Annotated in this window: 16 protein-coding genes; 2 read left to right on the forward strand and 14 right to left on the reverse strand. The window is 71.6% G+C overall.

The window, feature by feature from the left end; genetic code table 11:
- Positions 1–27 precede the first annotated feature (27 nt).
- From EV187_RS05420 to EV187_RS05435, 4 genes are all read right to left on the reverse strand, one after another.
- The gene (locus EV187_RS05420; protein ID WP_130351938.1) at positions 28–525 is read right to left on the reverse strand and encodes a DUF4383 domain-containing protein; all 498 of its coding nucleotides are present in this window, start codon (positions 523–525) and stop codon (positions 28–30) included.
- Positions 526–658: 133 nt separating this feature from the next.
- On the reverse strand, positions 659–1,831 hold the full coding sequence (locus EV187_RS05425) for an AMP-binding protein (protein ID WP_130351939.1): 1,173 nt from the start codon (positions 1,829–1,831) through the stop codon (positions 659–661).
- A gap of 13 nt (positions 1,832–1,844) precedes the next feature.
- Positions 1,845–2,798: a 1,4-dihydroxy-2-naphthoyl-CoA synthase gene (locus tag EV187_RS05430; protein ID WP_130351940.1), complete on the reverse strand. Its 954-nt coding sequence runs from the start codon at positions 2,796–2,798 to the stop codon at positions 1,845–1,847.
- A gap of 40 nt (positions 2,799–2,838) precedes the next feature.
- Positions 2,839–3,057: a hypothetical protein gene (locus EV187_RS05435; protein WP_130351941.1), complete on the reverse strand. Its 219-nt coding sequence runs from the start codon at positions 3,055–3,057 to the stop codon at positions 2,839–2,841.
- A 314-nt stretch (positions 3,058–3,371) separates the two neighbouring features.
- Here EV187_RS05435 and EV187_RS05440 point away from each other — a divergent pair, with 314 nt between their 5' ends.
- Positions 3,372–4,433 carry an o-succinylbenzoate synthase gene (locus EV187_RS05440; protein ID WP_130351942.1) on the forward strand — a complete coding sequence of 354 codons (1,062 nt, stop codon included), beginning with the start codon at positions 3,372–3,374 and terminating at the stop codon, positions 4,431–4,433.
- Between the two features lie 61 nt (positions 4,434–4,494).
- Here EV187_RS05440 and pulA read toward each other — a convergent pair whose 3' ends face one another.
- The 9 genes from pulA to EV187_RS05490 all read right to left on the reverse strand — a co-directional run bounded on the left by pulA (position 4,495) and on the right by EV187_RS05490 (position 20,206).
- The gene (pulA, locus tag EV187_RS05445) at positions 4,495–10,545 is read right to left on the reverse strand and encodes a pullulanase-type alpha-1,6-glucosidase (RefSeq protein ID WP_130351943.1); all 6,051 of its coding nucleotides are present in this window, start codon (positions 10,543–10,545) and stop codon (positions 4,495–4,497) included.
- Between the two features lie 620 nt (positions 10,546–11,165).
- A complete protein-coding gene (locus EV187_RS05455) occupies positions 11,166–11,396 on the reverse strand; it encodes a hypothetical protein (protein ID WP_130351944.1) in 231 nt (76 codons plus the stop codon).
- 129 nt (positions 11,397–11,525) lie between these two features.
- A complete protein-coding gene (locus EV187_RS05460; protein ID WP_130351945.1) occupies positions 11,526–14,108 on the reverse strand; it encodes an ATP-binding protein in 2,583 nt (860 codons plus the stop codon).
- A 60-nt stretch (positions 14,109–14,168) separates the two neighbouring features.
- Positions 14,169–15,197 (reverse strand): c-type cytochrome biogenesis protein CcsB, encoded by a 1,029-nt coding sequence (gene ccsB / locus EV187_RS05465; RefSeq protein WP_130352265.1) that lies wholly within the window; start codon positions 15,195–15,197, stop codon positions 14,169–14,171.
- Positions 15,198–15,248: 51 nt separating this feature from the next.
- Positions 15,249–17,093, reverse strand: coding sequence for a cytochrome c biogenesis protein ResB (gene resB, locus EV187_RS05470; RefSeq protein ID WP_130351946.1), 1,845 nt, complete (start codon positions 17,091–17,093; stop codon positions 15,249–15,251).
- Complete coding sequence (locus EV187_RS05475; protein ID WP_423190868.1) at positions 17,077–17,832, reverse strand: cytochrome c biogenesis CcdA family protein; 756 nt, start codon at positions 17,830–17,832, stop codon at positions 17,077–17,079. Before EV187_RS05475 ends, resB begins: the two co-directional genes overlap by 17 nt.
- 18 nt (positions 17,833–17,850) lie before the next feature.
- Positions 17,851–18,462 carry a TlpA family protein disulfide reductase gene (locus EV187_RS05480; protein WP_341272748.1) on the reverse strand — a complete coding sequence of 204 codons (612 nt, stop codon included), beginning with the start codon at positions 18,460–18,462 and terminating at the stop codon, positions 17,851–17,853.
- A 17-nt stretch (positions 18,463–18,479) separates the two neighbouring features.
- Positions 18,480–19,124, reverse strand: a complete 645-nt coding sequence (locus tag EV187_RS05485) for a histidine phosphatase family protein (RefSeq protein ID WP_130351948.1) — start codon at positions 19,122–19,124, stop codon at positions 18,480–18,482.
- Positions 19,125–19,186: 62 nt separating this feature from the next.
- Positions 19,187–20,206, reverse strand: a complete 1,020-nt coding sequence (locus EV187_RS05490; protein ID WP_130351949.1) for a Dyp-type peroxidase — start codon at positions 20,204–20,206, stop codon at positions 19,187–19,189.
- A 136-nt stretch (positions 20,207–20,342) separates the two neighbouring features.
- Between EV187_RS05490 and aspS the strand changes: the two genes are divergently transcribed.
- The gene (gene aspS, locus EV187_RS05495; RefSeq protein WP_242609443.1) at positions 20,343–21,689 is read left to right on the forward strand and encodes an aspartate--tRNA(Asn) ligase; all 1,347 of its coding nucleotides are present in this window, start codon (positions 20,343–20,345) and stop codon (positions 21,687–21,689) included.
- A 126-nt stretch (positions 21,690–21,815) separates the two neighbouring features.
- On the opposite strand, the gene EV187_RS05500 is transcribed toward aspS, so the two are convergent.
- On the reverse strand, positions 21,816–22,733 hold the full coding sequence (locus tag EV187_RS05500) for an endonuclease domain-containing protein (RefSeq protein WP_242609444.1): 918 nt from the start codon (positions 22,731–22,733) through the stop codon (positions 21,816–21,818).
- Positions 22,734–22,901: the final 168 nt, after the last annotated feature.

Below are 22,901 nucleotides of genomic sequence, written 5' to 3' on the forward strand. Positions count from 1 at the left end.
CCCGGCCGGCGCCCGGCTCGACGATGCTCAGCGCGTGGTGCCCGCGGTGCCCGCGGTGGCCGACGGTCCCGCAACCCGGTCGCTGCGCCGGCCGAGCAGCAGCCCGAGCGCGACCATGGCGACGGCGAGCCCGATGTGCAGCCAGTTGTCGGCCGCGTTCACCGGGATGAAGTTCGCCGGGTGGTCGCCGGCGACGAACAGCCCGTACAGGAAGAGCAGCGCGTAGACCAGGCCACCCCAGATCAGGTAGCCCCTCGAGCCGGCGAAGGTCATGGCGAAGCCGAGGCCCGCCAGGCCGTAGAGGATGTGAACGCAGTTGTGCAGGATCGACACCTGGAACACCCCGAGCAGCAACGCTCCGGACTCGTGACCCGCGAACTGCAGGCTCTCGAGGTTCGTCGTGAGCCCCGGGATGAACCCGGCGATTCCGACGACCAGGAAGACGATGCCGAAGACCAGTGCGACGATCTGCACCGGGGTGCCGGCGTAGCGCGTACTGTCGGTCGATCGTGTTGTGCTGTGCATGACGACCTCCTCGTCTGGTCCGACGCAGGGCGTCGGATGCGGGCGCAGCGTCCGCATTCCCATTCTCCTCCCGGTTCCCGGGCGTGGCGAGGGGGGCGGGAGCGGCATCCGCCCGGCGCGAGGGGCCTGCCGGCTATGCCGGCCCGGCGGCGCGCAGCAGTGCCTCGAGGGCGCGGCGGTCGGGCTTGCCCGAGGCGAGCAGCGGCGGCCGATCCACGAGTTCGAGGCGCACGGGCCGGGCGGCGGGCGTGAGCCCCGCCGCGTCGGTCGCAGCGGCGAGCGTCGAGAGGGCATCGGATGCCGCGGCGGCATCCGTGCGCACCGCCACCACCGCCGCGCGCTCGCCCCACTCGGGGTCGCGAACCCGTACGACGATCGCGTCGCCGAACCCCGGCACCGCCCGCACCGCCCGCTCGACGTCGCCGAGCGAGACCTTCACGCCGCCCGAGATGATCACGTCGTCGGCGCGGCCCCGGATGCGCAGCGTGCCGTCGTGCGTGACCTCGCCGAGATCGCCCGTGCGATACCAGCGCGTGCCGTCGGCGTCGGTGGTGAAGGCACCCGCGGTGCGGTCGGGATCGCCGAGGTAGCCGTCGGCGAGCATCGGACCCGTCAGCTCGACGCTGCCGTCGACGATGCGGAGCCCGACGCCGTCGAGGGCACGCCCGTCGTAGACGCATCCGCCGGCCGTCTCGCTCGATCCGTACGTGCGGGTGATGCGCACGCCGAGGGTGTCGGCCGCCAGGATCAGGCTCGGCGACGCGGCCTGCCCGCCCAGCAGGATGCGGTCGAACGCGTGCAGCGCGGCGGCCACCGTGCGGTCGGTCCTCGCCGCCTCGACGAGCCGGGAGAGCTGCACCGGCACGAGCGACGTGTACCGCGGGAACCGCCGGTCGAGCCGAGCGGATGCCTCGGCGAACGCGGCCGGGTCGAAGTGCTCCCCCTCGAGCACGACGGGCTCCGTGCCCGCGACGATGGAGCGGACGAGCACCTGTGCTCCGGCGATGTAGTGCGCGGGCAGGGTGAGCAGCCACTGCCCCGGACCGCTGAGCGCCGCCTCCGTCGCCGCGGCGCTCGCTCGCAGCGCGTCGGCCGAGAGCAGCACGCGCTTCGGGGCATCCGTCGACCCGCTCGTCTCGACCACCAGGGCGACGCGATCCTCGACGACCCAGGCGGGCTCCTCCGCCGGTGGATGTCGCTCGGCGTGCGCCACGGGCCACACGGCCGGGCCGCCCTCGAGGGCCGCTCGCAACGCCTGCGTGACGCCCGCGACGTCGGCGGCCGACACCTGCATGAGCGGTTTCATCGTGCGCCTCGGCTCAGAAGTGCCAAGGGTAGGGACCCCAGTCGGGGTCGCGCTTCTCGAGGAACGCGTCGCGTCCCTCGACCGCCTCGTCGGTGCCGTAGGCGAGTCGCGTGGCCTCGCCGGCGAAGACCTGCTGGCCGACCATGCCGTCGTCGACCGCGTTGAAGGCGAACTTGAGCATGCGGATCGCCGTCGGCGACTTCGTGAGGATCGTGCGGGCCATCGCGATCGCCTCGCGCTCGAGGTCGGCGTGCGGCACCACCCGGTTCACCGCGCCCATCTCGTACGCGCGGTCGGCGTCGTACTCCTCCGCGAGGAAGAACACCTCGCGCGCGAACTTCTGCCCGATCTGGCGGGCGAAGTACGCCGACCCGTAGCCGGCGTCGAAGCTGCCGACGTCGGCATCCGTCTGCTTGAACCGGCCGTGCTCGCGGCTCGCGATGGTGAGGTCGCAGACGACGTGAAGTGAGTGACCGCCGCCCGCGGCCCAGCCGGGCACGACCGCGATCACGACCTTCGGCATGAAGCGGATGAGCCGCTGGACCTCGAGGATGTGCAGGCGGCCGACCGCCGCCCGGCCGCCGTGCTCGCCCGCCGTGCCCTCGACGAGTCCGGTCTCGGCGTCCGAGTACTTGTACCCGTCGCGGCCGCGGATGCGCTGGTCGCCGCCGGAGCAGAACGCCCAGCCGCCGTCCTTCCCGCTCGGGCCGTTGCCCGTGAGCAGCACCACCCCGATGCGCGGGTTCGTGCGGGCATCCTCGACGGCGCGGTAGAGCTCGTCGACCGTGTGCGGGCGGAACGCGTTGCGCACCTCGGGCCGGTCGAACGCGATGCGCGCGATGCGTCCGTCGTGCGAGTGGTGGTACGTGATGTCGGTGAATCCCGCACCGGCGTGCTGCCCGGCGACACCGGATGCCGCATCCGTCCACTCGCTCGCATCGAACAGTTCGGAGACCTCGCGCGCCATGCCACCAGCCTATTCCCGCGGGCCCCGGCCCGAGGCGGCGCTAGGTGGCGGACACCTCGGTCGCCGGCGGGCCGCCCGTGAAGAACGCCACCACGCCGGCGTACACGATCGAGCCGATCCAGATCGCGCCCCACGTGAGCGGGATCAGCGCCGCGACGGCCAGCACCAGGCCGATGACGGCGATGAGCACGTTGCGACCGGCGGAGTCGGGGCGCACCTCGGTGGCCTCGACCCCCAGCGTGTCGAGTTCGTCGGACATGTGCACCCCCAAGTCGGCCCACCATAACAGACGGGCGTCCGCGACCACCCAGCGTCGCGAGCGCAGCCGGCGGGCCGGGCCGCCCCCGAGAGCCAGTCGAAGCATCCGCGCGGCATCCGTCTCATGGATACGGCCGAGGCATCCCAGAGGCATCCGCGCCTCATCGACTCGCGCGAGGCATCCCCAATGCAGGAGATCGGTCGTCATGAGCCCCGCTCACGGAGCGCGACGACCATTCTCCTGCGTTGCGCGGGCCGAGGGGCTTCGGGCCGGCCGGCGGCACAGTGCCGCGGTGCGGTCTTCGCGATTTCCGGATGCCGCGCGCCGGTCGGTGCCACGATGGGAGGGTGACCGACGACGCCGCGCCCCTGCCCTCCCTCGACGAGCTGCTCCCCTCGGCGCGGGTGGTCGCACTCCCGCTCGTGACCCGCTTCCGCGGCATCGACGTGCGCGAGGCCATGCTCTTCGAGGGACCGGAGGGCTGGACGGAGTTCTCGCCGTTCGCCGAGTACGACGACGAGGAGGCATCCGCGTGGCTCGCCGGGGCGATCGACTACGGCTGGAACGCGCCGCCGCCCGCGCTGCGCGACCGGATCGCGGTGAACGCGACGGTGCCGGCGGTCGACCCCGACAGCGTGCGCGCGGTGCTCGCCCGATTCCCCGGATGCCGTACGGCGAAGGTGAAGGTCGCCGGCGGCGACGAGACCCTGGCCGCGGATGTCGCGCGGGTGCGCGCCGTGCGCGAGGCGCTCGGCCCCGAGGGCCGCATCCGGATCGACGCGAACGGCGGCTGGAACGTCGACGAGGCCGAGCACGCGATCCACGCCCTCGCGCCGTTCGACCTCGAGTACGTGGAGCAGCCGTGCGCGACGATCGACCAGCTCGCCGAGATCAGCCTGCGCACGAAGTACATGGGCATCCCGATCGCGGCCGACGAGAGCGTGCGCCGGTCGGGGGACCCGCTCGCGGTGGCCGAGTTCGCCGCCGCCGACATCCTCGTCATCAAGGCGCAGCCGCTCGGCGGGATCCGTCGGGCGCTGCGCATCATCGCGGCCGCGGGGCTGCCCGTGGTGGTCTCGAGCGCGCTGGACACGAGCGTGGGGCTCGCGATGGGGGCGCAGCTCGCGGCATCCGTGCCCGACCTCGAGTACGACTGCGGGCTCGGCACCGCCTCGCTGCTGGCCGCAGACGTGACGCGCGACCCGCTCGTGCCCGTGGGCGGGTCGATCGAGGTGCGTCGCGTGCATCCCGACCCCGAACGGCTCGACCGGTACGCCGCCGACGCCGAGCGCACGGACTGGTGGATCGAGCGCCTCGCGCGCGTGCACGCGGTGCTCGAGGACGCCGCGGCGACCACGGCGGCCCCCGTCGACTGAGCGCCCGGCACGCCGAAGGGGCGCCGCGACGGTGCCGCGACGCCCCTCCTGAATCAGTGCACTACCAGAGCACGATCACCATGGGCACCGACTGCGAATCGGCGTAGCCCTCCGCCCCGTCGAACGCGACGGTCAGCACGTGCATCCCGGCGCCGAGCTTGGGCAGCTTCACGTCGAAGCGTCCCGCATCGCCGGCGGCGACCTGGGCCGTGGCGATGGCGGTGCCGCCGTCGAGGATCGTGAGCGTGCCGACCGCGTCCGTGCCGTCGCCCGCGGCCACGTGACCGCCGACCTTCACGGCCGACCCCGCCTTGCCGAGGACCTTGTTCGGCACCGCCGTCACCGACGTGCCGATCTCGGCGGGCTCCTGGTCGTCGACGAGCACGGCGACCGAGCGGGCCGGCACGGTGACCGTGCCCGTCGCGGCATCCCAGCCGGTCGTCCTCACGACCGCGTCGGCGCCGTTCGCCTGCGCGTCGGTGAGCGCGAACTCCCGGCCGGCGAGCCCGTCGACCTGCTCGGTGATCGCCTCGGGCGAGGCGTTGAACACCACCAGGGCACCGTCGAGCTCGGCGTCGACGTCGTCGCCGACGAGGTCGTCGACCTGCATCACGATAAGGCCAGGCGTGGCATCCGGCCCGCTGTTCGGGAAGGAGACCTTCTCGTCGATCAGCTCGGCCGAGCCGAGCTGCAGCAGGTCGACCTCGTCGCGCACGCGCAGCAGGTCGAGGGCGGATGCCTCGGCCGCCGCGATGTCCGCAGCGCCCGGCTTGAGCGCGGGGTTCGCGAGCAGCGGCCCCATCACGTCCCAGTTGTCGCCGTTGTCGGCCTCGCTCGGCAGGCCCGACCCGAAGGTCGACTCCTGGCCGGTCCAGTCGATGCGGTTGAACCAGTCGCCCGAGTTGTAGCTGTTGCGGTCGAGCGACTTGGACCGCAGGAGCTCGGTGCCGGCGTGCCAGAACGAGGGCGACTGCGACAGCGTCACCGTCGCGAGCGACAGCGTGTTCATGCGCACGCGGTCGGCCATCGGCAGGTCGACCGGCAGCTTGAGCACTCCGAGGTCGAACAGCGTCTCGTTGTCGTGCGCGTCGACGTAGTTGATCACCTCGTCGGGCTGGTCGGCGTAGCCGGCCGGCGACCCGTTGTAGTCGACCTCGGTGCCGCTCTTCAGCACGCCGTCGTAGCCGGTGAACTCGAAGTCGCGCAGGTTGCCCGCGAGGCCGAGCTTCACGAGGTCGGTCTGCTGACCGAGGTTGCGGATGTCGGTCCGCTCCAGGGGCCGGCCGTTGGGGTCGCCCGCCAGGCCGGTGCCGAAGCCCTGCTCGAAGAGGGACTCACCGACCACCGGGCTGCCGCCATGCACGCCGTCGCGCAGCCGGTCGTTGAACGACCCGATGCCCGTTCCGCCGAGCTGGCCCTGCGTGGCCTGCTCGAAGCGCGCGTTGCCTGCGACCTCGCCGAAGTTCCAGCCCTCGCCGTAGAGGTACACGGCCTTGCCGTCGACGCCGTCGGCCTCGAGCGTGAGCTCGTCGAGCGCGGCACGGACGGCGAGCATGTTCTGCTTCGAGTGGTGGCCCATGAGGTCGAACCGGAAGCCGTCGACCTTGTACTCCTTGGCCCACAGCACCACGGAGTCGACCATCAGCTTCTCGGCCACCTCGTGCTCGGTCGCGACGTTCTGGCAGCAGGTCGAGGTCTCGACGTTGCCCACCGCGTTCAGTCGCTGGTAGTAGCCGGGCACGATCCGGTCGAGCACCGACTTCTCACCCTGGCCGGATGCCGCGGTGTGGTTGTACACCTCGTCGAGCACGACCTGCAGGCCCATGCCGTGCAGGGCGCCCACCATCTCCCGGAACTCGCTCACACGCGCGCCGCCGTTCGGGTCGACCGCGTAGGAGCCCTCGGGCGCCTGGAAGTGGAACGGGTCGTAGCCCCAGTTGAAGCCGTCGAGGTCGCGGATGCCGTCGATGCACGCCTGCTGCTCGGCGGAGGCGGGCCCGAACGACGCGAGGTCGCAGGCGGGCACCGCCTGCTGGTCACGGCGCTCCTCGATCGTGGCGATGTCGAACGTCGGCAGCAGGTGCACGGTGTTGATGCCGGCGTCCGCGAGCTGGCGCAGCTGGTCGGTGCCGGCCGAGTCGCGCGTGAACGCTCGGTAGGTGCCCCGCTCCGCCTCGGGCACCGACTCGTCGGTGATCGAGAAGTCGCGCACGTGCAGCTCGTAGATCGCGCGGTCGACCGGCCGGTCGACGACCGGCGCGGGCGTCTCGGCCCACTGGTCGGGACGCAGCGAGTCGTCGTCGAGGTCCACGACGACCGAGCGGGCCGAGTTGGTCGTGAGGGCCACGGAGTAGGGGTCGGTGACCGAGTTGACCTCGACCTTGCCCGTCGTCGGCGCATAGACCTCGACCGACCAGCGGTACTCGTCGCCGACCGAGGGGCCATCGACGCTCCACGTGCCGTCGGTGGCGTCGAACTCCGCGGGGATGACCGCGGGGTCGCCGATCGCGCCGGAGTCCCACACCTGCAGCGAAACCGACTGCGCGGTGGGCGCCCACAGGCGCACCGTCGAGTCCAGGCCGGTCACGGTCGCGCCGAGCGGCGTCGACGCGAGTGCGTCGGCGTAGAGGTCGTCGAGCACTCCCGGCAGCTGCACGCCGGTGAAGCCGGTGAGCTCGCCGTCGAGGCGCTGTGCGACTCGGAGCTGCTCGGTGAGCAGCGCCGCCACCCGGTCGCGATCGAGCCCGACGGGCCGGAGCACCGCGGAGTCGGCGAGGTGCGGGAACTTCTCCTCCTGCGCGTCGGTGAGGCCGGCCGGATCGTACTCGAGCTCGATCGACTCGCCGCCGCCCACGACCTCGCCGTCGGCGACGGCCAGGGTCGCCTCGGGCGAGTGCTCGAGCGTGTAGGTGAGTCCGCTCGGATCGCCCGCGCCGGCGAAGGTCTTCGGCACCACCAGGGTGTCCTCGCCCAGCCAGTGCGCGCGCGATTCACCCGTGCCCGCGAGGGGCGGGTCGGTCACGATGATCTCGAGCACGTGCGTCGCGAGCGTGTAGCGGAACTCGACGAGCTTGCCCTCGGTCGCCACGAACGTGTAGTTCGCGCCGCCGGGCGCGCCGCCCACGCCGTAGTTCTCGTCCCAGCTGCGGTTGTGCGCGACCTTCACCTCGTACGATCCGTCGTCGAGCCCGTCGGTCGCGAACGTGTACACGCCGTCCTTGTCGCCGTCCTGCATGAGGGAGGCGAGGCAGTCGGGCTGCCAGTCGCCGGGGCATCCGATCTGCGACTGGAAGTTGCCGGGCAGGGTCACCACGGGGCCTTCGGCGGTCGAGGAGACCACCTTGGTCTCGGGGTTCCAGAAGAAGGTGATCGGTCCGCCCCCGTGGGTGTAGCCGACATTCGGGCCGTTCTGCTCGCCGTTCGCGCCATAGTTCACGTCCCAGTTGCCGTTGAGCGCCACCTTGTACTCGTAGTCGTCGGCCGGAAGGTCGAACGTGCCGGCGTAGATGCCGTCGGCACGCAGCGTGAGCTTCGCGGCCTCGCAGCCCGGGGCCCAATCCCCCGCGCAGCCCATCTCCGAGTTGTGGCTGCCGGGCACCGTCACGAGGTCGATCGGCTGCTCGGGCTCCTCCTCCTCGACGAGGTTCACCGCGTTGCCGACCGAGGCGTAGGTGCTGGCCGCCGAGCGGTGGCCGGCGGCATCCGTCGACACCGCCCGGTACTCGAGGAGCGTGCCGTTCGCGAGGCCGGCCGTGTCGTGGAAGACGCGCGGGCTCGTGTCCTCGGCGGTGCCGAGCGCGTGCCACTCGTCGGAGCCGGCGACGCGCCACGCGAAGCTCGTCTCCTGCCAGGTGGCGTCGTCGACGTCGGCGGCGACCGGGGCGATGCCGGTGACGCCGGCGCCGGCCGCGGGCGTCGCGACCGCGATGGCCGATGCCGCGTCGGGCGCACTCACCGTGCGGTCGGCCTTCAGCACCACGGTGGCGAGGGCCGGCACGGTGACGGATGCCACGCCGTCGGCGTTCGCCGTGACGGGCGCGGCGTCGCCGTACAGCACCTCGAACGCGCCGTCCTCCGTGAGGGTCGGCACGTCGACCGTCTTCGCGGTGTTCGAGTTGTTGGCCGCGACGAGGTACTCGACCCGCTCGGTGCGGTCGACGCGGGAGAACGCGTAGACGCCGGCGCCGTTGTCGACGTAGCGCTCGACCTGGGCGCCGGTCGCGAGCGCCGGGTGGGTCGCGCGCAGGCCGGCGAGCGCGGCGATGTGCCCGTAGAGCGGGACATCCGTCGCGAAGTGCTCGCCGGTGCCGAACGTGTCGCCGGTGACGAGCGGCTGGTCGCGGTACTCGGCCACCTGCGTCGGGAAGAGGGTCTGGCGGGCGCTCTGGTCGCCGCCCGTGCCGGCGAAGCCCTGTTCGTCGCCGTAATAGACCACGGGCTGGCCGCGCGTGAGGAAGAGCAGCTCGTGGGCGAGCTCGTCACGCTGCAGCGGGGCATCCGACGACTGCAGGAAGTAGCCGACGCGACCCATGTCGTGGTTGCCGAGGAAGGTCGGCAGCGCCGTGGCCGAGGAGTCGGGCGTCGTGTAGTAGTCGTCGCCCGCGAAGAGGGACTGGAGGTTCTTCGCCGAGTTGCCGGCCGCGAAGCTCACGGCCTGCGACTGGAAGGTGAAGTCGAGCACGGAGTTCATGTCCGTCTTGCGCACGTAGGGCGAGAGCTTCTGCGGGTCGGCGTCGTAGACCTCGCCGAACATGAAGAAGTCGGGCTTGCCGGATGCGTGGGCGTAGTCGAGCACCTCGGTCGACCACTGCTCCCAGAACTCGAAGTTCACGTGCTTGGCCGTGTCGATGCGGAAGCCGTCGATGCCGAGGTCGATCCAGTCCTGGTAGACGTCGACGAAGCCGTTCACGACGGTGGGGTGCTCGGTCATGAGGTCGTCGAGGCCGACGAAGTCGCCGAACGTCACTGACTCGCCCGCCCACGTGGAGTCGCCGCGGTTGTGGTAGAGCGAGGGGTCGTTGAGCCAGGCCGGGACCTTGAGGTCGGCGTCCTCGGGCGTCACGACCGGCGTGTACGGGAAGCTCGTGGCCGGGTCGAGGGCGGGGAAGGGCTGGCTGCCGTCGGCGTAGTCGCCCGGGTCGAACGCGGTGCCCGAGGCATCCGTGTAGGGGCTGGTTGCCTGGTCGATGTAGGAGTGCTGTCCCTCGGCGTAGTCGATGACGTCGGCCGTGTGGTTCGTGATGATGTCGAAGTAGACCTTGATGCCCTTGGCGTGCGCCTCGGCGATGAGCGCCTCGAGCTCGGCGTTCGTGCCGAGGTGCGGGTCGATCTGGGTGAAGTCCGTGATCCAGTAGCCGTGGTAACCGGCGGACGCGTTCGCGCCCTCGCCCTGCACCGGGCGGTTCTTGAAGCTCGGGGTCAGCCAGATCGCGGTCGTGCCGAGGCCGTCGATGTAGTCGAGCTGCGATCGGAGTCCGGCGAGGTCGCCGCCGTTGTAGAAGCCCTTGTGGGCGGGGTCGTAGCCGGTGGTGAGGGCGTCGCCGCTGAGCCCGCCCTGGTCGTTCGACGCGTCGCCGTTCTCGAAGCGATCGGTCATCACGAAGTAGAACACCTCGTCGCTGCCGGGCTGGCGCACCGGGTCGGCCACGAGGGCGGCGTCGGATGCCTCCTGGTAGGCGCCACGGAGGCCCGTCGCCTCGAGGCCGACGCGCTTCAGCGTGTCGTCGAACACGACGCGCACGGGCGTGTCGCCCGCGACGGTCAGCGGGATGTTGTCACCGCCGCCGTTCAGGCCGTAGGACTCGGCCCAGCCGTCGTTCACGGCGACCTTGTATTCGTAGGTGCCGGCCGGGATCGTGAACTCGGCCGAGTACACGCCCGCCGTGTCGGTGGGCGCGAGGTCGGTGGCGGCGCACGCCGGCTCCCAGTCACCGCCCGCGTTGGCGCCGAGATCGGTGCAGCCGAGCTCCGACTGCAGCGAGCCGACCAGGGCGAACGTCCTGGGTTCCTCGGCCGCGGCCGCGAGGCCCGGTGCGAAGACGATGGCGGATGCCGCGAGGGCGCCCGTGATTGCTGTAGCGAACCAACCGCGCGCGCGCGCCCGTTGCGTCATCCTTGACTCCCGATTCCCGGCACGACCGCGTGCCACCGACTTGGAGCCGACCGTAGCAGCGCAGCGGGAGTTAATGCAAGCGCTTGCAACTTAGCCGTGCTGGAACCACGGTCGTCGGCACGTCCCGCATGATCATGGGGCTCGTGACCTGACGAATGTTGGAAACGCTCTCACCACTTGGCCCTCGTTCGGGGGACCACGAGGTGAGGCACGGGTTGGCGAGCGGTTGCGGCGGGCGCGGGCTCACGAGTGGGTGGCGGGTGCGGCAGAGGTGGCGAGGTGAGGGCCGGTGCGGCTGAGGCGGGGAGGGTCGCAGGGACGGAGAGGCGGGCAGTCGCAAGGTAGTGATCGCCGACCACCGACCCCGACCACGCGGCATCCGACCGCCCGGAACCCGACCGCCCGCCAATCGACCGCTGACCCCCTGCGTGGCGATCCGGTGGCGAAGTAGCGAGGTGCCGAAGTGGCAAAGTGCCGAAGTGCCGAAGTGCCGAAGTGCCGAAGTGGCGGAGATCTTCAGATGATGACCTCTCGCCGGCAGGCTGCCGGTCGGGTTGGCACGGCACGAGGCACTGGAATGGCACCGTGGACCATGAACTGACGAGGACCTCTCCGTAGCGTCAGATCATGCGCGCCATGGCCACGTTGCGGAAGCGCTCCTCGCGCAGCCGCTCGGCCTCCTGCCGGCGCTCGTGCAGTTCGGCGAGCTCCTCGCGGCTGTGCCGCTGCTCGGCGCCGCGGCTCCACGCCACGAGCGCCAGTCCCGCCCGGCGGGAGATGCGCTGGAGGAGCGTCGAGTGCCCGATCGGGCGGACGGTGACGTGCCCGGCGCCGACGAGTGCGGTGTTCATGATGATCCCCTGTCGATCGTGGCGGTCCGCCGTTCGCGGGCCGTGGAACCATCACATCGCGACGCGCGATCCGCATCATCGGCGACCACTACCGAGATCGGCGGCGCCGACTACCGAGATCTCCCGGGGTCACGCCGAGAGCAGGCCGAGCTCGCGCGCCGCGCGAACGGCATCCTGCCGACTCTGCACGCCGAGCTTCGTGAGGACCGCGGCCACGTGGCTGTCGACGGTGCGCACCGACACCACGAGGCGGTCGGCGATCTCGGAATTGGTGAGGCCCTCGGCGAGCAGTTCGAGCACCCCGACCTGGCGGTCGGTGAGCCCCTCGGGATTGCGACGGGTGAGGCTCGACGGGCCGCGGGGGATGCTGCGCACGCCGCGCCCCCGCAGGTCCGCTCGGATCCGGCGCGCGAGCGGCCCGGCGCCGAGGCGGTCGAGGATCGCGAGCGCGTCGAGGAGGTCGGCCTCGTCGGGGCTCTCGGCGAGCGCCGCGGCCTCGTGGTACGGCGCACCGGCCTCGTGCCAGAGATCGGCTGCGCCCCGCCAGTCGCCGCGCGCCTGGACGGCGAACGGGTGCGGGTCGTCCGCCGCCACGTCGACGTCCTCGCCCGCACGGCGCAGCAGGTAGGCCAGCTCGGCGCGGAGCGCGCTCGCGGTCCGGCTGTCGGCCTCGTCGAACTCCGGGCGGGCGATCTCGCGAGCGGCGGCGAGGTCGCCGCGCAGCAGGGCGGCCTCGGCCCGGGCGGCGGCGACCGGTCCTCGACGCTGGAGTTCGCCGAGCTCGTCGGCGAGGCGCCGTGCCTCCTCCAGCAGCGCGTCGGCGTCCTCGTCGCCACGGCGCAGCTGCGCCGTCCCCGCGACGGTCAGCGCGACGCACCGCGCATGGGGCGCCTCGGGGATCTCCTCCACCACGGCCAGCGCGTCGTCCCAGCGGGCTCGCGCGAGGTCGAGCCGGCCCTGCTCCATCCGCTGATAGGTGACGAAGCCGATGAACTCCGCCCGCTCGGTGAGGTCCATCGCACGGGCGAGGTGCTGCTCGGCGAGATCGAGCCGGTACTGGTCGAGCAACCCCCACACGAGATTCACGTACGCGCGCGCCGCGTCCTCCATGTCGTCGACGGCCAACGCGACCTCGGCCGACTCGACGAGCTCGCCGATCCCGGCGTCGTCGGCCCGGAACATGAGCGCGGTGCCGTGGTTGTTCAAGGCGTGCGAGAGCACCGTGCGATCCCCTGTTTCCCGAGCGATCGCGATCGCGCGGCCGGCGAGCTCCATGGCGCGTGCCGAGTCGTGGGCGAGCAGGGCGAGCTGGGACTCGTTGCTCAGGGCCATCGCGAGCAGGCTCGGGTCGCCGGCATCGGCCAGCACTGCGGATGCCTCACGAGCGGATGCCTCCGCGTCGGCGCGACGGCCGCCGAACCACTGGAAGCGCGAGAGCCAGCGCAGGCTCGCGCCGAGCCGGCGCGGATCGCCGAGCTGCCGACGCAGCGCGATTGCCTCGGACTCGGCGACCATCGCGTCACCGCTCGCGCCGATCGTGTACGACTCGATCGCGAACTCCTCCCACAGATCGGCTCGCTCGGCCGGCTCGAAGCGGTCGGCGTGGTCGAGCGCCGCCCGGTAGTGCGCCGTCGCCTGGCGGTGCGCGCCCGAGGCGGCGGCATCCCGTGCCGCGGCCGGTGCCCATTCCGCGACGGCGTCGGTGTCGCCCGCGGACAGCGCGTGATGCACCAGCCGCGCCGGGTCGGCGACGCCCGACGCCACCAGCGCGGCGAGCGCGCGACGCTCGAGTTCGATGCGCCGCGACGTGGGCAGCGCATCGACGACCGCGCGACGGGTGAGCTCGTGGCGGAACCGGACGCCGTCGGGGGTGACCGCGAGCAGGCCGCCCTCCTCCGCGGCTCGGAGCGCGCCCTCCGAGCCCGGCACGAGCCGGGCGAGCAGGTCGCGATCGACCAGCGAGGGCACGACGGCGAGCTGCTCGACGTGGTCCTGCGTCGCGGCATCGAGCCGGCGCAGGCGCCCGGTCACGGCGTCGACGACCGTCGGCGGCACCCGCGCCTCGTCGGCGGACGCGACGAGCTCGCTGACGAAGTACGGGTTCCCCTCGGTCATCCGGTAGACCCGGGCGGGGTCGAGCCCGCTGTCGGCGGTGAGCGCGCCGACCGCCGCCGGCGACAGGTGGGGCAGCGCGATGCGGTCGACGCGGTCGCCGTGGCCGAGGTCGCCGAGCAGGCGGCTCAGCGGATGGTCGCGGTCGAGCTCGTCGCGGTAGGTGAGGACGAGCGCCGCGGGCAGGTCGGCGATCCGACGCGCGACGAACCGGAGCACGTCGAGCGTGGCCTCGTCGGCCCAGTGCACGTCCTCCACGATGAGCACGGTGCCGTGCGCATCGGAGAGCTCGTCACGGAGCGCGGCGTAGACCTCCTCGCGGTCGCCCGCTCGCAGGGCCTCGCCCAGCCGCGGTCCGACCGCAGGAGCGAGGTCGCGCAGCGGCCCGAGCGTCCGCGGCGTGGACATGGCGTCGCACGAGCCGACGAGCACCCTGACGCCATCGGGCGGTTCGGCACGCAGCGCGTTCACGAGGCTCGTCTTGCCGATGCCCGCCTCGCCGTGCAGCAGCACGACGCGGCCGCGCCCGGCCGCTGCCTCCTGCACCGCGGCGCGGAGCTCGTCGAGCTCCGTATCACGCTCGAGGAGGGCCCGGCTCATAGAGCGAGCATGCCCGGGCCGGGCCGAGCCTGCAACCGGGCACCCCGGGGCATCCGTGGATCAGAGTCCGGAGTAGGCGTGCAGCCCCTTGAAGAACAAGTTGACCACGGTGAAGTTGAACAGCACGGTCGAGAACCCGATGATGGCGAGCCAGGCCGAACGCGAACCGCGCCAGCCGCGTGTCGCCCGCGCGTGGATGTAGCCGGCGTAGACCACCCAGATGATGAAGGTCCACACCTCCTTGGTGTCCCAGCCCCAGTAGCGGCCCCAAGCCGCCTCGGCCCAGATCGCGCCGGCCATGAGCGTGAAGGTCCAGAGGATGAACCCGATGATGATGACGCGATAGGCGAGGTTCTCGAGCGTCGCGGAGTCGGGCAGGGTCGCGAGGAAGTTCTGCTTCACGGCCTTCGCGGAGGCCACGAGCGACTCGCGCCGCGCCTGCAGCAGCTGCACGACCGAGAGCGCGAACCCGAGCGCGAGGAAGCCCGTCGCCGAGGTCGCTACGAACACGTGGATCACGAGCCACGCCGACTGGAGCGCCGGGGGCAGCGGCGCGACGACCACGTAGAAGTTCACCGTGGCGACGCCGAGCAGCACCAGCACCAGCCCCGTGACGAAGGTGCCGAGGAAGCGCAGGTCGTGCTTCGAGACGACGAGCACGAGCAGGTACACCGACGTGATCACGAGCGTGCCCGTGAGGGCGAACTCGTACATGTTGGCCCACGGCACGCGGCCCGCGGCGAGGCCGCGCGTCACGTCGGCGGCGAGGTGCAGCGCCCAGGCGATCACGGTCATCGCGACGCCCACGCGCAGCGCCGGCGACTTGCCGTAGGCGACGGATGCCGCGCCACGCACCGTGCCCGAGGCGGGCTTCGCCGACGTGGGCGTCGATCCACCCGGGCCGCCCGCCGCCACCGCACCCGCAGGGGCGCCCGCGCCCGCGCTCGCACCGACGGCGACCGGCGAGTCCGCCGTCGCCACACCCGCCGCCGCAGCCGCCTTCGCCTCGTCGGCCGCCCTGGTCGCGACGGCCGAGCGACGCGCGAGGTCGATGGCGTAGGCGACGAACGCGATGGCGTACACGGCCATCGCCGAGTACACGAGGGTGATGGAGATGTCGTCGAGCGTCACGGGTCTACCTTACGTCGAAGGATTCGGGCGGTCATCGGCGGATTCGCCGGGCGGAGCGGCTTCGGGCGCGGGCGTCGCCGCCGCGGCATCCGTCGCCGTGCCCGCGTGCCGGTCGGCGAACGACGCCACCGCGTCCTCGAGGCCCGGGTCCTCGCCGCGGGCGAGGCCGGCGTACTCGAGCACCACCGCGCCGTCGCGCTGCACGGCCTTCACCCACATGCGGCGGCGCGGCACGAAGAGCGACACCAGCAGGCCCGCGATGATGAGCACGGCGAACACCAGCACCCATCCCTGCGAGGGGTCGTCGTGGATGTCGAAGCTCGCGAAGCGGCTGACGCTCTGCGAGTAGTCGCCCTCGTCGGCGGCGGGATCGGCACCTGCTCCGGCGGACACATCCTCGAAGGTGACCGAGCCGAGGCCGTTCGGAAGGTCGACCGTCTCGCCGGGCATGAGCTCGATCGACTCGACGCCCGTCGAGCCGCCGGTGAGCTGCTCCATGCTCGACGGATCGAGCGTGTACACCGAGGTCGGCTCGCCGCCGTCGATGCCGAGGTCGCCCTGGTACACGTTCAGCGTGAGCACCGGGAAGACGAGGTCGGGGTAGCTCGACGTGTAGGCGCCCGAGCCGAGCGTCGTCTGGGTGGGGTAGAAGAACCCGACCATGCCGAGCTGCTCCTCGAGGCCGTCGGGCACCTTCACGACGCCGATCGAGGTGAGGTTCGCGTCCTGCGGCAGGAACGGCACCGCGTCGGTGAACACGACCTCGCCGTCGGGGTCGCGCACGGTGATCGTGGGCGCGTATCCGTTGCCGAGCAGGTAGACGTCGGTGCCGTGCACGCGCAGCGGCTCGTTCACCTTCACGACACCCGGCTGCGACTCCTTGCCCTGCGCCTGCACCGAGACCGTCGCGGTGAAGTCGATGGGCTGGCCGATCGCCTCCTGGTTGCGCGTCTCGTACACGGCGTCGAGCTCCTCGAGCGAGAGCCGGTAGGGGTCGAGCGTCGTGTCGTCGAAGAAGCGGCCCGGGTTGAACGAGTCGTAGGCCGCGAGCGTGTTGACGAACGACTGCCCCTCCACCACGACGCGCTGTCCCGAGAACCCGAACCCGCCGCCGATGCCCACGGCCACGAGCACGCCGACCAGCGCCGTGTGGAACACGAGGTTGCCGGTCTCGCGCAGGTAGCCGCGTTCGGCCGAGACGGATGCCTCGCCGCGCACGTCGTAGCGCTCGACCCGGTAGCCCGCCCGCTTGAGCTGCTCCGCTGCCTTGGCGATTGCCGCGTCCACTCGCGGTTCAAGGTCTGCCGGATACGCCGAGCGACGCGATGCGTCGCTCGGCTCCTGCTGCCGCCTTTCGCCTTGCGCCGCGTCGCTTCGCGCCGCGCCGGGCAAGGCGCGCTCGGTGTACCCGGCCAGCCGGGAGAGTCGCGCGGGCGTGCGGGGCGGCCGGGCCCGGAGCGCCTCGAAGTGGTGCTTCGTGCGCGGGATGACGCATCCGATGAGCGAGAGGAACAGCAGCAGGTACACCGCCGAGAACCACGCCGACGTGTACACGTCGAACAGCTGGAAGCCGTCGAGCACCGGCGCGAGGTCGGGGTTGTCGGCGAAGTACTGCGTGACGCCGTTCGGGTCGCTCGAGCGCTGCGGCACGAGCGAGCCCGGCACCGCGGCGATCGCGAGCAGCAGCAACAGCAGCAGCGCGGTGCGCATGCTCGTCAGCTGGCGCCACCCGAACCGCAGCCAGCCCACGAAGCCCAGCTTGGGCTGGGTGACGGATGCGTCGGGCTCGCGCTCGGGCGAGTCGATGTGGTCCCCGGGGCGCGAGAGCGCGTCGGGATCAGATCGCGGGGACAAAGCCGGTGATCACCGCCTGCAGTTCGTACATCCAGATGGTCCAGAGGCCCGACACCATGAGCAGGCCGATCGCGATGAGCAACGAGCCGCCGATGAGGTTGATCGTGCGGATGTGCCGCCGGAAGAACGCGAGCGAGCCCGTGACCCACCCGAAGCCGAGCGCCACGAGCAGGAACGGGATGCCGAGGCCGATGCAGTACGCGAGCCCGAGCAGCACCGCCCGTCCGGCCGACGCCGAGTCGGCGCTGAGCGTGAGCACCACGGCGAGGGTCGGTCCGATGCACGGGGTCCAGCCGAGCCCGAACACGATGCCGAGCAGCGGAGCGCCGGCGAGGCCCGTGGCCGGACGCCACGACGGCTTGAACGTGCGCTGCAGGAACGTGAACTGGCCGATGAACACGAGGCCCATCACGATGAGCACGATGCCGAGGCCGCGCGTGATGAGGTCGCCGTACGCCTTGAACCATGCGCCCGCGACGCCCGCGAGCAGGTTGAAGGTGACGAACACGAGCGTGAACCCGGCGATGAACAGCAGCACGCCGAGGACGAGTCGGCGGCGGTTGCGTCGTTCCTCGGACGCCTCGGCCGAGGCATCCGTGAACCCGCCGAGGTAGCCCAGGTACCCCGGCACGAGCGGCAGCACGCACGGGGAGAGGAACGAGACGAGGCCCGCGGCGAGCGCGATGGGGACGGCGGCGAGCAACTGGCCGTTCAGCACGATCTCGCCGATGCCGCCCACGATGCCCGTCGCCCGCCCTCAGGCCTGCTCGGCGAGGATGCCGTCGATGATCGACTCGAGGATCGAGGCGTCGGTGAGCTGGCCGAGCACGCGTGCGGCGACTCGGCCCTCCTGGTCGAGCACGATCGTGGTCGGCACGGCGGCGGCGGGCACGGGCCCCGCGAACGCGAGCTGCGCGGCGCCCGACTCGACGTCGAGGATCGACGGGTACGTCACGCCGTAGGTCTCCTCGAACGAGGCCGCCGTGCCTGCCTGGTCGCGCACGTTCACGCCGACGAAGCTCACGCCGTCGTCGCCGAACTGCTGCGACACCTCCTCGAGGATCGGCGCCTCGACGCGGCAGGGGGCGCAGCCGGCGTACCAGAAGTTGACCACGGTGACCTCGCCGAGCGTGTCGGCGGAGTCGAACGTGCCGCCCTCGACGGTGTCGCCCGAGAACTCGATCGGCTCGCCGCGCTGCGGCTCCGCGAACTCCGAGATGGTGCCGTCGCCGGCGATGTAGTTCTTGCCGCTGCCCTCGCGGAACTGGTCGGCGAGCGGGTCGCTCGCACACCCCGTGAGCAGCAGGGCGGATGCCGCGACGAGGGCCGCGATCGCCGCCGCGGGTCGTGGGCGCAGGCGTGTACGCACGCGCGATGCCGGGACCATCACACCGCCCCCACGTCGGTGGCGCGCACGTTGAGCCCCGCCGCCGGGTCGCGGTAGTCCACCTCGACGAAGACGGCGCCGCGGCGCTCGAACGTCGTGATGCTCGACAGGGCGCAGCGACGGCGGCGCGGGTCGTGCGCGAGCGACTTGCCGGCCACGCGCCGGTGCACCATCCAGATGGGCAGCTGGTGGCTCACGATCACGGCGTCGCCGGCCTCGGTCGAGTTCCAGGCGTCATCCATGGCGTGCAGCATGCGACGGGCGATCGAGCCGAACGGCTCGCCCCAGCTGGGTTCCCACGGGTTCACGAGGAACGCCCAGTTGCGCACGTCGCGCAGCGCGCTGTCGCGTCCGCTCATGCGCTTGCCCTCGAAGCGGTTCTCGGGCTCGATGACGCGGTCGTCGAGTGCCGCCTCGAGGCCGAACAGCCGAGCGATCGGCTCCGACGACTGCTGCGTGCGCTGGAGCGGCGACGAGATCAGCGCGCCGACGGGCCGCGAGCGAGCGACGAGGTCGTCGGCGGCGGCCTGCGCCATCTCGTGCCCGAGGCTCGAGAGGCCGTACCCGGGGAGTCGGCCGTAGAGCACGCCCTGGGGGTTGAACACCTCGCCATGGCGCACGAGATGGATCTGCTCGGCCGGCACGGTCTCCAGTCTAGAGAGCCATTCCCTTTGAATCCGCCGAGGGTCGCGGCTCCGGCCGGCGCTCAGCGTGGCGATCGGCGGGGGCGATCAGCGTGGCGATCGGCGGGGGCGATCCGCGCCGCGGATCCGTCACCGTCGCCGAGCGCCTCGAGCAGGTGAAGCGGCGGCACGAAGAACGTGCCGCCGGTCACGGCGGTCGAGACGTCGAGGATGCGGTCGTGCAGTCCCGGCGGGTCGCCGATGAACATGCGCTTCAGCATCCGCTCGATCACCCACAGCCGGCGGGTGTAGCCGATGAAGTACGTGCCGAACTCGCCCGACGCGGGGCTGCCGAACGGCATGTTGTCGCGCAGGATCTCGAACTCGGTGCCATCGTCGTCGGTGATCGTTGCGAGCGTCTTATGGGCCTGCTGCGGCTCGGTGTCGTCGAGCTCGACGTTGTCGGCCTTCCGGCGGCCGATCACGGCCTCCTGCTGCTCGGTCGTCATCGCATTCCAGGCCGCGAGGTCGTGCAGGTACTTCTGCACGACCACGTAGCTGCCGCCGGCGAACGCCGGATCCTCGTCGCCGATGAGCGTCGCCTCGGCCATGCCGGCGCCGCTCGGGTTCGCGGTGCCGTCGACGAAGCCGAGCAGGTCGCGCGCGTCGAAGTAGCGGAAGCCGTTCACCTCGTCGACCACGTCGACGGCGTCGCCGAGCTGTTCGAGCAGCAGGCGCTCGAACTCGAAGCAGAGGTCGGCTCGGTCGGCTCGGATGTGGAAGAGCAGGTCGCCCGGGGTCGCGACCGCCGAATGGGCGGCGGTCTTGATCGTGATGAACGGGCGCAGTTCGGCGGGCCGGTCGGGGCGACCGAATCGCTCCCACGCGGCCGAGCCGATGCCGACCACGCACGAGAGGTTCGCCGCCATGTCGCGGAAGCCGACCGTCTTCGCGAGGTCGTCCAGAGCGGCGAGCACGTCGCGCACGGCGTGGAGATCGGCCGCGGCCGGGCGGATCGTCACGACGAGGAACACCGCGAACTGGGACAGCGGGGCGTCCACCTTCTGCGCGTCGATCGGCACCCGACGGTCGGTGTCCTGCATGGGCGTGCTCCCTCCACCTGGCTGCGCGCGGCCGCGACCTGGCTGCGCGCTCTCGCGCCGACCGGCCGTGTTGCGGCATCCGCTGCGCCCTCACGTCACGATATCGGCCGGACACGCGCAGGTAGGATGGTCGATCGTGAACAACCGCACCCTCGTCAAGCATCTCGCCGCGCTCCCCGACGGCCCCGTCACCGTCGCCGGATGGGTCGAGACCGTGCGCGATCAGAAGAAGGTGCAGTTCGTCATCCTCCGCGACGAGTCCGGCGCGGTGCAGCTCGTGAACCCCGCCACCCGCGAGCTCGATCCCGAATCGGCGGACGCGGCATCCGCCGACGCCTTCGCGGTCACCGAGGAGATCTCGGCGCTGGCCCACGGGTCGTTCATCAGCGTCACCGGCCAGCTGAAGCACGACGAGCGCGTGAAGCTCGGTGGCCTCGAGGTGAAGATCGCGTCGCTCGCCGTCGTCGCCGAGGCCGACCCCGAGACGCCGATCGCCGCGGACTCGAGCCTCGACAAGCGCATGGACTGGCGCTTCCTCGACCTGCGCCACCCCAAGCAGAACCTCATCTTCCGGATCCAGACCACGTTCCTGCACGCCCTGCGCACGTACTGGGTGGAGCGCGACTTCGTCGAGATCCACACGCCCAAGCTCATGGCCTCGGCGTCGGAGTCGCGCGCCGAGCTCTTCGAGGTCGGCTACTTCGACGGCACGGCCTACCTCGCCCAGAGCCCCCAGTTCTTCAAGCAGATGGCACAGCCGGCCGGCTTCGGCAAGGTCTTCGAGGTCGGGCCCGCGTTCCGCGCCGACCCCTCGTTCACCTCGCGCCATGCCACGGAATTCACGTCGATCGACGCGGAGATGAGCTGGGTCGACTCGCACGAGGACGTCATGCAGATGCACGAGGAGCTCCTCGTCGCCGGCATCACCGCCGTGAAGGAGAAGCACGGCGCCGAGATCGCCGAGCTCTTCGGCATCGAGCTCGAGGTCCCCACGCTGCCGTTCCCGCGCATCCCGCTCGCCGAGGCGAAGCAGATCGTCGCCGACCGCGGCTACGTGATCCCCCGCACCGACGAGGACATGGACCCCGAGGGCGAGCGCCAGATCTCCGCCCATGTCAAGGAGACCTACGGGCACGACTTCGTGTTCGTCACCGACTACGCCTCGAGCATCCGGCCGTTCTACCACATGCGCCACGAGGGCGACCCCAGCCTCACGAACTCGTACGACCTCATCTACAACGGCGTCGAGATCTCCACGGGAGCACAGCGCGAGCACCGCATCGACCTCCTCGTCGAGCAGGCGAAGGAGAAGGGGCTCGACCCCGAGGAGCTCGAGTTCTACCTCGACTTCTTCCGCTACGGCGTGCCGCCCCACGGCGGCTTCGGCATGGGCCTCGCCCGCGTGCTGATGCTCATGCTCGAGGAGCACTCGATCCGCGAGACGACGTACCTCTTCCGCGGCCCGACGCGCCTGCTGCCGTAGCCCGCTCCCGCGCCGACCCGCCTCGGCCCGCCCCGCCCCCGACCCGCCCCCGCTCGAACCGCGCGGCATCCGTCGAGATGACGCGAATCGTCGTGATACCGCGCACGATGGACGGTTCGCGTCATCTCACGCCGCCCCGGGGCGCCAGCCGGCCGCGACCAGCGCCTCGTGCACGCGCATCAGGCGTTCGCGGCGCCTGACGCCGACATGCTCGGCGTTGAATCGGATGACCCGCCAGCCCTCTCGGGCGAGGTCGTCCAGCCGGTCGACGTCCCTCGCGTACTGCCTGCGATCCGTGCGATGGTGCTCGCCGTCGTACTCGACGATCACGCGGTAATCGCGGTAGACGAGATCCCCGATGGCGATCCGGCGACCATGCCGGTCGAGGATGTCGACATTGATCTCCGGCTCCGGCAGCCCGTACTCCACGAGATCCAGCCGCAGCAGCGTTTCCGCCGGCGAGTCCGTTCGCGCGCGCACGGCTCGCAGTGCATGCACGAGACGACGGAAACCTCGACGAGCGCCTCGACGCCCGACCGCGGCAGCGAGCACGTCCATCGTGGCGATCGGACTCGACCTTCGCACGAGTGCGTCTCCGAGCACCACGAGGTCGCGGTGACCGAGCTCCGCTGCGAGCTGGCACCACGCGTCGACGGCCGACACCATCTGCAGCCCGCGAACCAGTTCGGCACGGATGTCGCAATGCCGCACTCGGTGGCCCCGGACGCCCGACGCCCTCGGGACCCCGTGCGGTTCGAACGCCGCGACGTCGAGACGCCCGTCGTCGCGGGGCCGGATGGGGAGGCCATGGAGGGCCCCCGCCGTGCGATGCGAGAAGACCTCGCAGCTGCGCATCCGGACGCAGTAGGCGCGGCAGCGCAGCTCCAAGTCGGGGGTCGCCGATGCGACGACGCGCACGCCGCGGAACGGCCGGACCAAGTCGCGGCCCCGCATCCGCTCGTCGCCGAGCCCTGCTGCTCGCCCGTCGGCGAGCGAGAACGGGGTGCTGTCGAGCCAGGGCGGGACGGGGATTCGTGCGGTCACACCCGCATGTTCTCGCGTGGCCCGACACGCCGGCGCGGAAACCCACATGAGGGGCTGCCTCCCCCGTGCAGCTCGCCTGTGGAGGACGACTGCGGCCGCCGCCCGCCCGACCCTCCCCGGGCGGCGAGATGACGCAAACCGTCCTTCGGGAGAAGCCCACGAACGTTT

The organism is Agromyces ramosus (assembly GCF_004216665.1).
Taxonomy (GTDB): domain Bacteria; phylum Actinomycetota; class Actinomycetes; order Actinomycetales; family Microbacteriaceae; genus Agromyces; species Agromyces ramosus.

Bases quoted from the DNA above. Each gene is read 5' to 3' on its own strand.
- EV187_RS05490 (WP_130351949.1), bottom strand. From the start codon at position 20,206: ATGCAGGACACCGACCGTCGGGTGCCGATCGACGCGCAGAAGGTGGAC.
- EV187_RS05430 (WP_130351940.1), bottom strand. From the start codon at position 2,798: ATGGCGCGCGAGGTCTCCGAACTGTTCGATGCGAGCGAGTGGACGGAT.
- EV187_RS05420 (WP_130351938.1), bottom strand. From the start codon at position 525: ATGCACAGCACAACACGATCGACCGACAGTACGCGCTACGCCGGCACC.
- EV187_RS05455 (WP_130351944.1), bottom strand. From the start codon at position 11,396: ATGAACACCGCACTCGTCGGCGCCGGGCACGTCACCGTCCGCCCGATC.
- ccsB (WP_130352265.1), bottom strand. From the start codon at position 15,197: ATGGCCGTGTACGCCATCGCGTTCGTCGCCTACGCCATCGACCTCGCG.
- EV187_RS05440 (WP_130351942.1), top strand. From the start codon at position 3,372: ATGCCGCGCGCCGGTCGGTGCCACGATGGGAGGGTGACCGACGACGCC.
- EV187_RS05435 (WP_130351941.1), bottom strand. From the start codon at position 3,057: ATGTCCGACGAACTCGACACGCTGGGGGTCGAGGCCACCGAGGTGCGC.
- pulA (WP_130351943.1), bottom strand. From the start codon at position 10,545: ATGACGCAACGGGCGCGCGCGCGCGGTTGGTTCGCTACAGCAATCACG.
- EV187_RS05425 (WP_130351939.1), bottom strand. From the start codon at position 1,831: ATGAAACCGCTCATGCAGGTGTCGGCCGCCGACGTCGCGGGCGTCACG.
- EV187_RS05460 (WP_130351945.1), bottom strand. From the start codon at position 14,108: ATGAGCCGGGCCCTCCTCGAGCGTGATACGGAGCTCGACGAGCTCCGC.